Annotated in this window: 15 protein-coding genes and 1 tRNA gene; 8 read left to right on the top strand and 8 right to left on the bottom strand. The window is 71.7% G+C overall.

From position 1 onward, the window contains the following. Positions 1 to 22 precede the first annotated feature (22 nt). Positions 23 to 607 (top strand): pyridoxamine 5'-phosphate oxidase family protein, encoded by a 585-nt coding sequence (locus V1634_RS30180; protein WP_331211120.1) that lies wholly within the window; start codon positions 23 to 25, stop codon positions 605 to 607. Position 608: 1 nt separating this feature from the next. Here V1634_RS30180 and V1634_RS30175 read toward each other — a convergent pair whose 3' ends face one another. Continuing rightward, the gene (locus V1634_RS30175) at positions 609 to 1,577 is read right to left on the bottom strand and encodes a zinc metalloprotease (protein WP_331211119.1); all 969 of its coding nucleotides are present in this window, start codon (positions 1,575 to 1,577) and stop codon (positions 609 to 611) included. Positions 1,578 to 1,837: 260 nt separating this feature from the next. Between V1634_RS30175 and V1634_RS30170 the strand changes: the two genes are divergently transcribed. Together V1634_RS30170 and V1634_RS30165 are read left to right on the top strand one after the other, a co-directional pair. Further along, positions 1,838 to 1,911: transfer RNA gene (locus tag V1634_RS30170), tRNA-Gly, on the top strand. Between the two features lie 214 nt (positions 1,912 to 2,125). Then, positions 2,126 to 2,605: a hypothetical protein gene (locus V1634_RS30165; RefSeq protein ID WP_331211118.1), complete on the top strand. Its 480-nt coding sequence runs from the start codon at positions 2,126 to 2,128 to the stop codon at positions 2,603 to 2,605. A 99-nt stretch (positions 2,606 to 2,704) separates the two neighbouring features. Here V1634_RS30165 and V1634_RS30160 read toward each other — a convergent pair whose 3' ends face one another. After that, positions 2,705 to 3,262, bottom strand: a complete 558-nt coding sequence (locus V1634_RS30160; RefSeq protein ID WP_331211117.1) for a dihydrofolate reductase family protein — start codon at positions 3,260 to 3,262, stop codon at positions 2,705 to 2,707. A gap of 218 nt (positions 3,263 to 3,480) precedes the next feature. On the opposite strand from V1634_RS30160, the gene V1634_RS30155 reads away from it, so the two are divergent. Together V1634_RS30155 and V1634_RS30150 are read left to right on the top strand one after the other, a co-directional pair. After that, positions 3,481 to 3,873, top strand: coding sequence for an AraC family transcriptional regulator (locus tag V1634_RS30155; RefSeq protein WP_331211116.1), 393 nt, complete (start codon positions 3,481 to 3,483; stop codon positions 3,871 to 3,873). A gap of 82 nt (positions 3,874 to 3,955) precedes the next feature. Further along, entirely contained in the window at positions 3,956 to 4,363 is a 408-nt protein-coding gene (locus V1634_RS30150; RefSeq protein WP_331211115.1) for a VOC family protein, read from the top strand. A gap of 114 nt (positions 4,364 to 4,477) precedes the next feature. On the opposite strand, the gene V1634_RS30145 is transcribed toward V1634_RS30150, so the two are convergent. The 3 genes from V1634_RS30145 to V1634_RS30135 form a co-directional block, all read right to left on the bottom strand. Then, on the bottom strand, positions 4,478 to 5,767 hold the full coding sequence (locus V1634_RS30145) for a D-alanyl-D-alanine carboxypeptidase family protein (protein ID WP_331211114.1): 1,290 nt from the start codon (positions 5,765 to 5,767) through the stop codon (positions 4,478 to 4,480). A 279-nt stretch (positions 5,768 to 6,046) separates the two neighbouring features. Continuing rightward, positions 6,047 to 7,009 (bottom strand): class A beta-lactamase, encoded by a 963-nt coding sequence (gene bla / locus V1634_RS30140; protein WP_331211113.1) that lies wholly within the window; start codon positions 7,007 to 7,009, stop codon positions 6,047 to 6,049. A 60-nt stretch (positions 7,010 to 7,069) separates the two neighbouring features. After that, positions 7,070 to 7,624 carry a CGNR zinc finger domain-containing protein gene (locus V1634_RS30135; RefSeq protein ID WP_331211112.1) on the bottom strand — a complete coding sequence of 185 codons (555 nt, stop codon included), beginning with the start codon at positions 7,622 to 7,624 and terminating at the stop codon, positions 7,070 to 7,072. 58 nt (positions 7,625 to 7,682) lie between these two features. On the opposite strand from V1634_RS30135, the gene V1634_RS30130 reads away from it, so the two are divergent. The 3 genes from V1634_RS30130 to V1634_RS30120 all read left to right on the top strand — a co-directional run bounded on the left by V1634_RS30130 (position 7,683) and on the right by V1634_RS30120 (position 10,719). Further along, complete coding sequence (locus tag V1634_RS30130; protein WP_331211111.1) at positions 7,683 to 8,966, top strand: MFS transporter; 1,284 nt, start codon at positions 7,683 to 7,685, stop codon at positions 8,964 to 8,966. Positions 8,967 to 9,043: 77 nt separating this feature from the next. Then, positions 9,044 to 9,409 (top strand): YciI family protein, encoded by a 366-nt coding sequence (locus V1634_RS30125; RefSeq protein WP_331211110.1) that lies wholly within the window; start codon positions 9,044 to 9,046, stop codon positions 9,407 to 9,409. Positions 9,410 to 9,462: 53 nt separating this feature from the next. Further along, positions 9,463 to 10,719 carry an RNA polymerase sigma factor gene (locus tag V1634_RS30120; protein WP_407951875.1) on the top strand — a complete coding sequence of 419 codons (1,257 nt, stop codon included), beginning with the start codon at positions 9,463 to 9,465 and terminating at the stop codon, positions 10,717 to 10,719. Positions 10,720 to 10,769: 50 nt separating this feature from the next. On the opposite strand, the gene V1634_RS30115 is transcribed toward V1634_RS30120, so the two are convergent. From V1634_RS30115 to V1634_RS30105, 3 genes are all read right to left on the bottom strand, one after another. Further along, positions 10,770 to 11,525 carry a LytR/AlgR family response regulator transcription factor gene (locus tag V1634_RS30115; RefSeq protein WP_331211108.1) on the bottom strand — a complete coding sequence of 252 codons (756 nt, stop codon included), beginning with the start codon at positions 11,523 to 11,525 and terminating at the stop codon, positions 10,770 to 10,772. Between the two features lie 52 nt (positions 11,526 to 11,577). After that, a complete protein-coding gene (locus tag V1634_RS30110) occupies positions 11,578 to 12,753 on the bottom strand; it encodes a sensor histidine kinase (protein WP_407951877.1) in 1,176 nt (391 codons plus the stop codon). Positions 12,754 to 12,877: 124 nt separating this feature from the next. Continuing rightward, the gene (locus V1634_RS30105) at positions 12,878 to 14,446 is read right to left on the bottom strand and encodes a sugar transferase (RefSeq protein WP_331211157.1); all 1,569 of its coding nucleotides are present in this window, start codon (positions 14,444 to 14,446) and stop codon (positions 12,878 to 12,880) included. Between the last annotated feature and the right edge of the window lie 132 nt (positions 14,447 to 14,578).

Here is a 14,578-nt window from a genome sequence, read left to right as displayed (position 1 = left end):
AGGTGTTCGATAGAATGTGCTCATGGCATCCTGGTCCGAATTCGCCTCCGACGAGCCCCGACTCGCCGACGCGATCCGCGTTCTCATCCAGCAGTACGGTCCGGGTCTCGGCTACCTGGCGACCGTGCGCGCCGACGGTGGGCCGCGGGTGCACCCGGTGTCCCCGGTCATCACCGACGAGGGACTCTTCTGTTTCGTCGTCGACTCTCCGAAGCGGCGCGACCTCGAACGGGACGGGCGCTACGCGCTGCACTCCTTCCCGCCCGAGGACAGCGACGACGAGGCCTACGTCGCCGGTCGGGCCCGCCCGGTGACCGACCAGGCGCGGGTGGACCAGCTCGCCGGCAACCTGCGGGCCGCGCCGCAGGTCGACTGGCGGCTCTTCGAGTTCACCGTCGACGTGGCGATGGTGGCCCGGCACGGCAGCAACGGCGCCACCCCGCTCGCCGCCGGAGATCGGTCCGAGCGCCCTGCCGTGCAGGTCTGGCTCGACCCGGCCGGCGCCGTCCCCACAGCCGAGGGCGCCGCGGGAGCAGGCGCCGCCACCGGGCCGAAGCGGCGCGGCCGGCGCCGGGCCGTCGAGGCGGAGCCGGTACCGACATCCTGACCTACGGTTCCCGGAAGGCCTTCCACGCCTTGAGCATCCGGAACGTCTGACCGTACGTGAACTCGTACATGCAGGCGTCGACCGAGTAGTCCATGAAGTTGTGGATCGGGTCGAGACCCGGCTTCGTCGTGCAGGTGTCCCGTCGCTCCGGGCAGCCGAAGGCGGGCTCCGCCTCGGCGGGCGTGTCGTAGACGTGGTCGCCCTGACCCGCGCAGCCCTGTTGGAAGGTGTGGTAGAGGTTCAGCCAGTGCCCGACCTCGTGAGTCGCCGTGTCACCCGCGTTGTACGGTGCCGCCGTGCCGCCCGGCAGCGACTCGGCGAGCACCACCACCCCGTCGTACGGGTCGAGGTCACGTTGCGGGAAGGTGGCCCAGCCGAGCAACTCGTCGTCGAGCAGTCCCGTGTAGATGTTCAGGGTGTGCTTGCCGCCGACCCGCAGCGCACGCTTCATCTGCGCCTCCGCCGGGCTCTCCGCCACGATCGGGTACCAGGCCGGGTTGACCACCCGGTTCACCTTTTTCAACCTGAAGTGGAAAGGCGTCCAGGCCCCACCGGTACGCCCGCCGAAGGCGTCGTTCAACACCTTCAGTTGGGCGTGGATCAGGGACAGCGGAATGTCCCCGTCCGCCCGGGTCCGCTTCTCGCTGACAACATGGAACACCACGTCGACAATGATCCTGAGCTTGCCCGGTACGCCGAGCGGCGCGATCCCGATCCGTTGCGCGTACGCCGAGTCGACCGCTCGGTCCAGTTCGGCGGCCTCGGCCGGGGTCAGCTCGTTGGGCTCGGCGGAGTGCGCCGCCCCGGGCTTGGCCTTGGCGTTCGCTGCCCCGGCGTGCGGTGCCACGGGGTTCGGGTGGCCGCTGGTCGTCTCGGCGCAATCCGGTTCGCCGGATCGTCCGGCCGAACCCGGAGGTGCCGCCACCACCGGGCCGGTTCCGAGCAGCAGGACGAGAAACATGCTCGCCATGCCGGTCGCGCCGGAACGCGACGACGAACACAGTCCACGAAACGCCATTGCCAGACCCTTTGCTTTCGGAGAGTGGCTCTGCGGTGACACAGAGCCATAGTTGCAGGTGAGGCGGACGTTACTATCCGTGGCCAGGGTTGCAAACGAGGCGACCCGGCGTGGTTCGCGCGGGATCTGATGGGGCGACGGAGCGCTCGGAGCCGTACCCGGGGGAGGGTGAGTGCATGATCGGACTCGACCGGGTACAGTGGGGTCCGCTCGCGGGTGTAGTTCAATGGCAGAACATCAGCTTCCCAAGCTGACAGTGCGGGTTCGATTCCCGTCACCCGCTCCAACAACGAAGGCCCAGGTCAGAGGACATTTCCTGACGCTGGGCCTTCGTCGTATCTGATCCCCAGTCTGGGTGTCGTGCTATCTGCCTGCCCCTCCTACCTCCGTTGTGGTCCTGCCGGATCGGGGTCAACGCGCATCCGTTCCCGGTGCCGCCGGTGGCTTGTCCTGCCGAAGTTGGTTGCCGCTCGTTGATGGCAGACAGGATCATGACCGGCATGGACGTGACCGTGCAGCGGATCCGCACGACCTGGAGCAAGCGATCCCGGGGTTTCCCACAGGCAGCGCTCCGCAACTCCGCCCCGACCGCGTTCCCACTACCGGATCTACCGGACGGCCCTCTCCCCTTGCTCCACGAGGTCGTCATGCGGGAAGAGAACGACTTCGTGCCCGAGGTCAGGAGCGTTCACGACCTGCCGCCACGACACGAGCTGAACCTTCGCCTGATGCGGGACGTGCTCAGGGTGCAGCTTCCCGCAAGCTTCGGGGCACCGGTCCGAAATCATCGTCCTGTGGTGATGCTCCAGCACGGCGAGTGGGTGCGGTGGCAGACGAACAACCGCTTCTCCTCGATGACCGGGATGGCCGACTGGCATTACGTTCTGCGTACCGTCAGCATCGGCTTCGGCCCCATGACACGAGACGCCTTCCTTGGCGAACCGGACTACCGCGTCGACGAGCGGGCTGCCCTGCGATAGGCCCGCGAGCCTCAGCGTCCGTTGCGGCCGCTCGCCGTCGTGTCGCCACCGCCTTTCCGCCTTCTTCCGCTCGCCCTTCATCGCGGCGACGACCGCGGCTCAGCGGGTCTGGTAGCGCGCGTAGATCAGTCCGCTGTCGAAGGCGCGTTCCTCGACCAGTTCGAGATCGAGGCGCACGCCGTCGGGGAAGAACCGCTTGCCGCCGCCGACAACGCTCGTGGTGATGAACAGGTGGTACTCGTCCACCAGGCCGGCGGCGATGGCCTGGGCGGCGAGGTTCGGGCCGTCGACGGTGAGATCGTGATCAGCCTCGGCCTTGAGTTCGCGTACCGCGTCCGGGTCGAAGGTCCGCTCGATCCTGGTCTTCGCGCTGGACACCGACTTCAACGTCGTGGAGTACACGATCTTCTCTGCGGCCTGCCAGTCGCGGGCGTACTGCAGGATGTGCGGCGGCTGGTCGGGCTCCGTGTGCGCGGTCTCCCAGTAGACCATCGTCTCGTACATCCGTCGGCCGTAGAGGTAGGTGCCGACGGGGCGGAAGAGGTCGTTGATGAAGGTGTGCACCTGCTGGTCGTCGGCCCCGGTGCCGATGCCGCCCTCCGTCGCCTCGGCGTATCCGTCGAGCGAGGTGATCATCGAGTAGATGAGCTTTGCCATGCGTCTCCTCCGGGTTCGAACGCGTCAAGTCCTGCGGGTCCTGCGAATTGTGACGTCCACACGACCCGAAACTCATCGATCGGCGGCCGGATTCGTCAACCGGCAAATCCCGACCGGGAGCCGTCGAGATGACCACGAAGAGGCACATTCGGCATGCTCACAGAGGCCGGCGACCCGCAGCGTGGGGAGGTCGCGGGCGGGCGTGGTGTGATGGAACCGTGGGTCGGGCCGTGGAAGACACCAATCGCCGGATGCTCCGGGCCCGGGACGCGATGGACCGGGCGTACGCGCAGCCGTTGGACGTACCGGCGCTGGCCCGGATCGCACATGTCTCGGAGGCGCACTTCGCCCGTACCTTCCGGGCGACGTTCGGCGAGACGCCGCACCGCTACCTCCAGCGGCGTCGGGTGGAGCGGGCGATGTTCCTGCTCCGGGAGACCGATCGCAGTGTGACCGACATCTGCTTCGACGTCGGCTTCGGCAGCCTCGGCACCTTCAGCCGTACTTTCCGGGACATCGTCGGGCGATCGCCCCGGGAGTACCGCAAGGAGGCGGTGCCGGCGAACGTCCCGACATGCTTCACGATGGCCTGGATGCGGCCGAGTGCCTGACCGGCTGACCTGCCGGTACAGCCCCGCACACTGATCAGTTTTGGATAAGTTTTCGGCCCTCCCCCGCCGTAGCGTGAGGGACATGTTCAACAGCATCACGCACTCGCAGATCTACGTCCTCGACCAGGACGAGGCCCTTGACTTCTACGTCGGCAAGCTCGGCCTGGAGGTCAACACCGACACCGACCTCGGAATCATGCGCTGGCTCACCGTCAACGTCCCGGGCGAGCCGGAGCGGCAGATCCTGCTGACGACGCCGGGCCCGCCGGTGCTGAGCGAGGAGACGGCGCAGCAGGTCCGCGAGCTGCTCACCAAGGGGGCCACGGGCGGCTGGCTCATCTTCAGTGTCGACGACTGCCGCAAGACGTACGAGACGCTGTTGGCCCGCGGCGTCGAGTTCACCGAGGAGCCGACCGAGCGCCCGTACGGCATCGACTGCGGCCTGCGCGACCCCTTCGGCAACAGCATCCGCTTCACGCAGCCGAAATAGTGATCCCGTCATCCATCCACGGCAGGCCCCGGCCGGGACGCGAGTCCCGACCGGGGCCTTCGATCTGACACATCCGATTGTCAGCTCGTAACGAAGCGGGCGGCACGGGTCCGGTCAGCGGTGCCGGCGGATCCGTTCCCAGTTGCTCGGCGGCTCCAACCGCGCCCCGCTGTGCAGCGCGCCGGTGACCGGAGCGCCGTCGCCGGCGACCGCGGTCAGCTGGCCGTGCTCGGTCTGCGCCGGCAGCCGGTCCGGTACGGCCGGGAGGTCGACGTCCAGACGTACCCGCATGCCGGGCCAGCCGACCACGGCCAGGTCCTGGCCGGCGTGGATCGTGGTGCCGGTGCCGAGCGGCCCCTGCACGGTGGCGACCTGGTCGCCGGTCCGGACGACCGGATGTACGCCGAGCGCGGCGGTGGCGGTGCGCACCAGCGGGCGGGTCGCCTTGAACACCCGGTCGAGCTGCACGGGGGTGTTCGCGCCGGGTTGCCCGAGGACGGCGCCCACGATGGTGATCTTCCGGCCGCCGACCTTGACGACGGCGGCGAAGACGAGACAGCCACCGGCCTCGTCGGTGGAGCCGGTCTTGATCCCGACCACGCCGTCCCGGCCGACCAGCGAGTTGTAGTTCTTCACCGTGCCGGCGACCGGCAGGGTCGCCTTCTTCTGCGCCACGATCTCCGCGAACGCCGGCAGTTCCATCGCCGCGCGGGCCAGGATCACCTGGTCGACGGCGGTGCTCACGGTGCCGGGGTCGAGTCCGGACGGGTCGGTGTAGTGGGTGTCCTTCATCCCGAGCGCGTCGGCGGTGGCGTTCATCTTCTCGACGAAGGCCGCGACGCTGCCGGAGTCCCAGGCGGCGAGGATCCGGGCCATGTTGTTCGCCGACGGCAGCAGTACCGCCTGGAGTGCCTGGCGTTCGGTGAAGACCGCGCCCGCGACGACCGGGACCAGGGATTCGCCCCGGGCCAGCTCCGCCGGGTACGCGGCGGCCTGCGCGGCGCTGACGGTGAGTTTCGGCCCGTGTTCGCCCCGGTCGAGTGGGTGCTCCTTGAGGATGACGTACGCGGTCATCACCTTGGTCACGCTGGCGATCGGCACCGGTTCGCTGCCGCCCGAGGTGCCGAGCGAGCCGACCGGATCGACCGAGAGCGCCGCCTGCCCGGTCCTCGGCCACGGCACCACCGGCGCCCTGCCGGGGATGGTGGTCGACTCGGGCAGGGTGCGGGTGACGGTCGCCGCCGGCAGGGGGTCGCGCAGCGGCGTGATCGCGAAGAGCGTGCCGCCGGCCAGGAGCACGATCAGCAGCCCGCTGATCAGTAGCCAGTGGCTGCGGGTGCGGCGCCGCTTCGGCGGTGGTGGCGGCACAGGTTCGAGGACCTGGGTCGTCGCGGAGTCGAGCATCGGTGAAATCTCCCCCGTGTGGCGTGCCGGCCGCCGCACGGTGCGGTCGGCACGCTGATGTCGTTTCGCCGCGCCGGGTGCGCGCCGGCAGGTCCGGGGCAGCGCATCTCGCGCGGTCGAAGTAGTGCATTGTCGCACCGCACCGCAACTGCCGAAGGAGGCCGGCGAGTGGACAAGGGGCCGGCGGGACGCTCGGCGGGCCGACTCGACCGGGCCCGGCCGGCGGGTGGCTGTCGCGCGGTTGGTGCCGGCGCCGGCGGTTGTCGGCGGTCGGTCGGCTCAGCCCTGGCTGAGGGTCGCCACGGCGTACTCGGTGGCCTTCGCGATGATCGCCTGGTCGTGGTCGGCGTCCCGGGTGGCCTTGCTGGCCATGATCGCGATGACGAGCGGCGAGGAGTTCGGTGGCCAGACGACACCGATGTCGTTGACCGTGCCGTAGCCGCCGGTACCGGTCTTGTCCGCCACCGTCCAACCCTTCGGCACGCCGGCCCGGATGCGTCGGGGGCCGACGCTGGTGGCGTTGCGCTCCAGCAGGTCGCGGAGGAAGGCCCGCTTCTCGGGTACGAGCGCGTCGCCCAGCAGGATTTTCTGGTAGTCGGTGCCGATCGCCCGTGGGGAGGTGGTGTCGCGCGGATCTCCCGGGGTCGCCTGGGTGATCGCCGGTTCGATCCGGTCCATCCGGGTGACCGTGTCGCCGAGGCTGCGCGCGTACGCCGTCAACTGGGCCGGGCCGCCGAGGTCCCGGACCAGCAGGTTGCCGGCGGTACCGTCGCTGTGCCGGACCGCGGCGTCGCAGAGTTGCCGGATCGTCATCCTCCCCCTGTCGACGTGTCGCCTGGTGATGACGGCGTTCGCCGTCAGGTCACGCCTGCCGTACCGGACGACGGTGTCCAGGTGGGTCAGCGGGTTGCGGGCCAGCACCGCCGCCGCGGCGAGCCCCTTGAACGTCGAGCAGAACGCGAACCGCTCGTCCGCCCGGTGCGCGACGACGGTGCCGGTGCCGGTGGCGAGGGCGTACACCCCGAGGCGCGCGTCGAACTCGCGCTCCAACCGGAGCAGTTGGTCGTGACGGCGTGACGGCGCGGCGGTAGCCGGAGCTGTGGTGGCCGGAGCCGTGGCGGACGGTGACGTCGAATCCTGCGGCGGTTGCGTGGTCGTGCCCTTCGCGCAGCCGGCCAGCGGCGCTAGCGCGACGGCGCCGAGCAGGGCTCGGCGGGTGACGGTCGGACGCGATCGTGCCATTCTTCTTTCCCCCGTTGCTGAGTTGCCCGGGCGGCGGACCGCCCGCGTGCGGTGCGGCCGTCAGCGGGCCCGTTGCCGGTAGGCGCGCATCTTGGCCCGGCTGCCGCAGATGCTCATGGTGCACCATCGGCTCCGGCCGGCCGGGCTGCGGTCGTAGTAGACCCAGCGGCAGCCGTGCGCGGTGCAGGCCTTCAGCCGTGCCCAGGTGCCGTCGGCCACCGCGACCAGCACTCCGCGGGCCAGCTGCGCGGTGAGCGCGGAGAGCCCGTCGAGTCCATGCCCGGGCAGCGCGCCGGCCTGCCCGGTGGCGTCCACCACCAGCCGCAGCGGGGCCCGGCCGAAGAGTTCGTCGAGTACCCCGAGGGTGGCCGGCGGCACGTCGATGCCGGCGTGCGCCTGGCAGACGTCCCGTAACGCCTCGCGCAGCCGCCGGGCGCCCGCGACGTCGGCCTCGTCGAGGGTCAGGCCGTCGAGTCCGTGCGCGGCGCAGAACGCCGCCAGGTCCTCGACGGTACGCAGACCGTCCCGATCCATCTCGATGTCGATGGTGTTCGCCAGGTCCTGGACGAGGGCCAGCGCCTCCGGGGCGGGAGCGCGGTCACCGGGCTGCCGCATGACAACACGTTACCGCTGTGGCAGCATCATCCAGTAACCGTTACCGGAAGGAGGGACTGTGACGGTAACGAGGCCCGGACTGTTGCGCCGGAACCAGGACTTCCGCCGGTTCTGGCTCGGCCACACCATCTCGGTGGCCGGCACCCACGTCACCGCCGTCGCGCTGCCGCTGCTGGCCACCCTGACCCTGGATGCCGGCGCGGGCGCGGTGGCCGCGATCGCCACCGCGTCGTACCTGCCCAACCTGGTGCTGCCGCTCCTGGTCGGGCACTGGTTGGAGCGGCGTCGTCGGCGTCGGGTGATGGTGCTGGCCGATCTGGTCCGCGCCGCCGTGCTGCTGACGGTGCCGGCGGCGTACCTCGCCGACGTCCTCTCGGTGCCGCTGCTGGTGGCCGTCGCGTTCGCCGTCGGCTCGGCGAGCGTCGTCTTCGAGATCGGCGGCTTCGCGTACGTACCGACCCTGGTCGACGACGCCGATCTCGCCGCCGCCAACCGGGCCACCCAGGGCTCGACCACCGCCGCCCAGGTGGCCGGACCCGGGCTCGCCGGCGGGTTGGCCCAGCTCGTCGGGCCGGCGCTCGCCGTACTGGTCGACGCGCTCAGCTATCTCGGCAGCGCGCTCGGGGTGGCCGGAGCCCGCCGGCCCGAACCGGCACCGCCTCCGGAGGAGGTGCCGACCGGCATCCTGGCCGGGCTGCGTACCGTGGCGGCCAGTCCGTTCCTGCGGGCGCTCACCGCGCACGCGACCATCTACAACGGGGCGTCCCAGGTCGTCACCGTGAACCTGGTCGTCTATGCCGTCACCGACCGTGGCCTGGGAGCCGGACTATTCGGCGTCGCGCTCAGCGCGGCCGGGGTGGGCGCCTTCGCCGGCACCGTGGTCGCGCTCCGCCTCGCCGACCGGCTCGGCTACGGCCGGGCCTTCGCCGCCTCGCTGGCCCTCTCCACCGGCGCCCCGCTGCTGATCGCCGTACTGCCCGGCCGGGGCGCTGCGCTGGCGGCCTCGCTCGCCGTGGTGCAGGTCGTCAGCGGGGTCGGGCTCGGCTGCGCCAACGTCCTCTCCGTGACGCTGCGCCAGGTGGTGGCGCCACGCGGTTCGCTGGCCCGTACCAACGGCGGCTACCGGCTGCTGATCTACGGCGTACTGCCGGTGGGCAGCGCCCTGGGCGGGGTGCTGGGACAGGCGGCCGGTGCCCGCACCGGGGTCGCGGTCGGCACGTTCGGGCTGGTCGTCTCCGCCCTGCCGATGCTCGGCCGCCGGGTCCGTACCCTGCGCAGCCCGCAACAGGCCAGGGTCGCCACCCCGCGAGGTGATGTGGATCTCACCCGCCAGGCGATGTAGAGGACGCCCCGGCGGCACCGTCCGTAGGGTGACGACGTGCCGACGGGGTACGCGGAGACGAAAGCGGAGGACCCGGGGTGAAGTACCTGCTGCTGATCTACGGCAACCAGGAGAAGTGGGACTCGATGCCGGCCGAGTCGTGGCCGGCGGAGATCGCCAAGCAGGACGAGTTCAACCGGCGGTACCACGAGACCGGTGAACTGATCGGCGGGTATGGCCTGGCCGACGCCGCCGCTGCCCGGCTGGTACGCCGCGAGGGCGGCGCCCCGGCCGTCACCGACGGACCGTACCTGGAGACGAAGGAGTACATCGCCAGCTTCTACCTGCTGGACTGCGAAAGCGAGGCGCGGGCGTACGAGATCGCCGCCGACATGCCCTGGGCCGACCAGGAACCGGTCGAGGTCTGGCCGATCCTGCACGAGTCCGCCGCCGACCTGGCCTGACAGCAGGCCGGGCGGCGAGGAGGGGTGACCGGGGACCGGGGCGGCGAGGAAGGGTGAGCGTGGACCGGAGTGTCGAGGAACTGCTGCGCGAGCTGGCGCCGCAGGTTCTCGGCACGCTGGTCCGCCGCTACGGCCGGTTCGACGCGGCCGAGGACGCCACCCAGGAGGCGCTGCTCCGGGCCGCCCTGCGCTGGCCGGCCGAGGGGATTCCGGACAATCCCCGGGGCTGGCTGGTGACGGTAGCCGTACACCGGTTGCTGGACGAGTTGCGCAGCGAGGCGTCGCGGCGGCGCCGGGAGGACGCGGTGGTCGCGGCGACGCCGCAGGCCGAGCTGCTGGGCCGGCCGGCGGACGCCGACCCGGCCACGGACCGGGACGACTCGCTGACCCTGCTCTTCCTCTGCTGCCATCCGGCGCTCTCGGAGGCCAGCCAGATCGCGTTGACGCTGCGCGCGGTCGGCGGCCTGACCACCGGGCAGATCGCCGCCGCGTTCCTGGTGCCGGAGGCGACGATGGCGCAGCGGATCAGCCGGGCCAAGCAGTCCATCAGGAGCAGTGGGCTGCCGTTCGCGATGCCGGACGGGCGGGACCGGGGCGAGCGGCTGCGGGCGGTGCTGCACGTGCTCTACCTGGTCTTCAACGAGGGCTACACCGCGTCGACCGGGCCGGAGCTGACCGCGCCGGGCCTCTCCGACGAGGCGCTGCGGCTCACTCGCTGGTTGCGCCGGTTGCTGCCCGACGACGCCGAGGTCGCCGGGCTGCTCGCCCTGATGCTGCTCACCGACGCCCGCCGGCCGGCGCGGACCCGTCCGGACGGCGCGCTGGTGCCGCTGGCCGAGCAGGACCGGGACAGCTGGGACCGGGAGCGGATCACCGAGGGGATCGCGTTGATCACCGAGGTGCTGCCCCGGGGACCGGTCGGGCCGTACCAGGTGCAGGCGGCGATCGCGGCGCTGCACGACGAGGCCGAACACGTCGACAAGACGGACTGGCCGCAGATCCTCGCCCTCTACGACCTGCTGGAACAGCTCGCACCGAACCCGATGGTGACGTTGAACCGGGCCGTCGCCCTCGCCATGGTGGCGGGGCCGGCCGCCGGGCTGGCCCTGCTGGAGACCCTCGCCGCCGACCGGCGGATGGCGACCCACCACCGGCTGCTCGCCACCCGGGCCCGGTTGCGGGAACTCTCCGGTGACCCGGCCGGGGCGGCGGCCGACTACCGGGAGTCCGCCCGGCGGACGGCGAGCCTGCCCGAGCGCCGCTATCTCGCCGGCCGGGCCGCCGAGCTGGCCGCCGGACAACACCCCTGACCGGGTACGCAGGCCGCGAGCGGCACCAGCAGCAGTACTGCGGCGGCGCGTCAGCGGTTCCAGTCCTGCTTGGCGGCCCGGACCAGCTTGTCCTTCAGTTCCCGGGTGTGCCGGCGGCTCACCGGCAGCTCGGTCTCGTCGACCACCACGACGTACCCGGAGTTGGCGAGCCGGAGTTCGGCGATCAGCCGGAGCTGCACCAGGTAGGAGCGGTGGATCCGGACGAAGCCGGCGTCGGCCCACCGCTCGGCGAGGGTGGCCAGCGGCACCCGGACCAGGTGCGAGCCGTCGGCGGTGTGCAGCCGGGCGTAGTCGCCCTGCGCCTCGACCCAGCGTACGGCCGAGCGGGGCAGCATCCGGGTGGTGCCGGCCAGCTCGACCGGGATCGTCGGGTCGGGTTCGGCCCGGGCCAGTGCCGCCGGATGGGTGGAGACGACCCGGGAGCCGACCACCCGGCGCAGCGACTCGGCGAGCCGTTCGGCCCGGACCGGCTTGCGTACGTAGTCGGTCGCGCCGAGGTCGAAGGCGTCGACCGCCCCGTCGTCGTACGCGGTGACGAAGACGATCGCCGGTGGCCGGGCGAACCGGCGGAGTACCCGGGCCAGCTCCATGCCGTCGAGCCCGGGCATCCGGATGTCCAGGAAGACCACGTCGACGTCGGCGTCCCGGAGCACCCGCAGCGCCTCGGTGGCGTCCCCGGCGGTGTGCAGCCGGGAGACCCGTGGATCGGCCCGCAGGTGGTACGCCAGCTCGTCGAGCGCGGGTGGCTCGTCGTCGACGGCCAGGACGCGCAGGAAACCGGTCACGGGGCAGCCCTCCGGGTCGCTCGCCGGTCCGGGCGCGGGTGCGGGCAGCCGGTCACGCGCTCGCCCGGACGTGGCGGTGGAACTTCGGTATCCGCATGCTCACCTTCGTACCCGATCCGAGGTCGGTCTCGACGACCAGGCCGAACTGATCCCCGAAGACCGACCGGAGCCGCTCGTCCACGTTGGAGAGACCGACGTGCTGGCCGGAGTCGTCGGCCGGGTCGGCGGCGTCGGCGATGCCGGCGGCCAGCACGGCCGGGTCCATCCCGACCCCGTCGTCCTCGACCGTTATGTGGCATTCCGCCCCGGCGTCCCGGGCCTCGATGCTGACCATCCCCACCCCGGGCTTGCGGGACAGCCCGTGCCGGACAGCGTTCTCGACCAGCGGTTGCAGGCAGAGGAACGGCAGGCTGACCGGCAGCACCTCCGGGGCGATCTGCAACTTCACCTGGAGCCGGTCGCCGAACCGGGCCCGCTCGATGGTCAGGTAGCGGTCGATCGAACGCAGCTCCTCGGCGAGCGTGGTGAACTCGCCGTGCGCCCGGAACGAGTAGCGGGTGAACTCGGCGAACTCCAGGATCAGTTCCCGGGCCCGCTCCGGGTCGGTCCGGACGAACGAGCCGATCGCGGTCAGCGCGTTGTAGATGAAGTGCGGGCTGATCTGGGCCCGCAGCGCGCGTACCTCGGCCCGGGCCAGCCGCTCCCGGGACGAGTCGAGTTCGGCGAGCGCGAGTTGGGCGCCGGCCCAGTGCGCGGTCTCCAGGGCGGCCTGCACCAGGCCGGGGGCCGGCTGGTCGTCCGCGATCGCCACCAGCGCCGCCCCGGCCCGGCCGTCGGGCCCGGTCAACGGTGCGATCACCGCGCCCCGGACCGGGCAGTCGACCCGGTCGCAGCGCAGCTCCGACTCGCCGAGCACGGTCGACCGCCGGGTCCGGATGGTGTTGGCGGCGGCGGCGAGGAGCTGCTCGCCGTGGTGGCCGCCGCGCCCGTCGAGGGCGAGCAGCCGGTCCCGGTCGGCCAGCGCGAGTCCGGCGGAGCCGACCAGGGTACGCAGGTGGCGTACCGCCTTGGCCGCGCCGGCCGGGGTGAGGCCGGCGCGCAGCGGTTCGGCGGCCAGCCCGGCGGTGTGCAGTACGTCGTAGGTGGCCCGCTGGGTGGCGGTGGCGATGCCCTGCCGGGCGCGCAGCCGGACGACCGCGAAGAGGGCAGCCGCCAACGCACTGATCATCGCCACCACGGCGACCGCCGTGGACAGGTTGGGCCACCCCACCCAGAGATCCTGACGGTTGGTCGGCCGGTTCGCCAAGCCACCGATCCGGCCGGATCCGCCGCCGGCCGGCCCGGGGTGGTGCCTAGTACGCGCCCTTGCGGGCCAGTACGACCCCGACGGTCCGCCACAGGATGCTCAGGTCGTACGCCAGGGACCAGTTGTCGACGTAGTAGAGGTCCAGCCGGACCGCCTCGTCCCAGGAGAGGTCGGAGCGGCCGGAGACCTGCCACAGCCCGGTGATGCCGGGCCGGACCAGCAGCCGGCGCCGTACGTCGCCGAGGAAGTCGCCGTCGTCGGCGGGGAGCGGGCGGGGACCGACCAGGGACATCTCGCCCCAGAGCACGTTGATCAACTGGGGTAGCTCGTCGAGGGAGCTGGCCCGGAGGAACCGCCCGGCCGGGAAGACCCGGGGATCCTGCTTGATCTTGAACAGCATGCCGTCGGTCTCGTTCTGGTCGACCAGGCTGGCGAGCCGCTGCTCGGCGTCGACGTACATCGTCCGGAACTTCCAGACCCGGAACGTCCGGCCCTCGTGCCCGACCCGGGGCTGCCGGAAGAAGACCGGCCCGGGGTCGGAGATCCTGATCGCGATCGCGATCGCGACGAAGAGCGGGATCAGCAGCAGCAGCCCCAGCCCGGCGGCGAACCGGTCGAGCAGGTTCTTGGCCAGCAGCGCCGGGCCGGAGAGGGTCGGCTCCTCGACGTGCAGCAGCGGCAGGCCCTCGATGGGGCGGATGTGCACCCGGGGGCCGGCGATGTCGGTGAGCTGCGGCGCCACGATCAGGTCGACGCCGGAGCCCTCCAGTTGCCAGGCCAGCCGACGCAGCTCGCCGGGCTCGGTGCTGGCCGAGCCGCAGACCGCGATGGTGTCGCCGCCGACCTCGCGGACCAGCGAGAGGATGTCCCGGCCGGCGTAGACCGGGATCGGCGTCTCGAGGCCCCGGGCCGCGGCGTAACCGTCGGTGAGGTGGATCGCCACCGGGATCAGCCCGGCCGCCGGCACCCGGTTGATCGCCGTGTAGACCTCCAGCGCCTCCGGCAGGGTGCCGACCAGCACGATCCGCTGCGCGGCCTGGCCGGCGCGGCGCCGCACGGTGTGCAGGAGCAGGCGGGCGGCGGAACGGGCGAAAAGCACCAGCAGCAGGGTGCCGAGCAGCGCGGTGCCGACGGTCCACCGGGACAGGTCGGTCTTGGTGGCGAAGGCCAGGAACGACACGCTGGCCGCGACCGCCACCCCGGCCCGGGTGACCCGCTTGAACTCGTCGGTGCCGAGCCCCAGGTAGCGCCGGTCGTAGGCGCCGTTGGCCCAGAGCACGATCAGCCAGCCGAGCGGCAGCAACAGATAGGAGACGGTGTGGAACCAGGTGGGGTCCTTGTCCGCGTCGGTGAAACCGGCCGCCGCCTGGTCGAACCACTGGATCGCCGTCCAGCTCGCCAGCACCGCCGCGCCGAAGTCGAGCAGCAGCAGGATCGCGATGTAGGGCCGGTGCCAGCGGGAGACCCGCCGCCGCGCCCGCGCCCACGCCGAACGGGGTACCCCGTTCGTCTGCGGAGTGGTCGGTGGCTGGATCTCGAAGCTGTCGACGTGACGCAGAGTACTCGGTCGGCCGCTGCCTACCGGGCGCTGGAGGCTTGTCGTCACCTCACCCACGTCCTCCCGCGTGACACGTGCCGCCCATTTGCCGTAAGGGCTCGGGTCGCCCACCGTCTCAGTCTCTCCCATGCAGGCCCCGATCCTCATTCGGTCCGGAGCGCCGCGGAGTCGCAGACCGGGGTCACTATA

It is taken from the genome of Plantactinospora veratri, assembly GCF_036421995.1.
In the GTDB taxonomy this organism is placed as follows: domain Bacteria; phylum Actinomycetota; class Actinomycetes; order Mycobacteriales; family Micromonosporaceae; genus Plantactinospora; species Plantactinospora veratri.
This window is presented reverse-complemented; position numbering and strand designations above follow the sequence as displayed.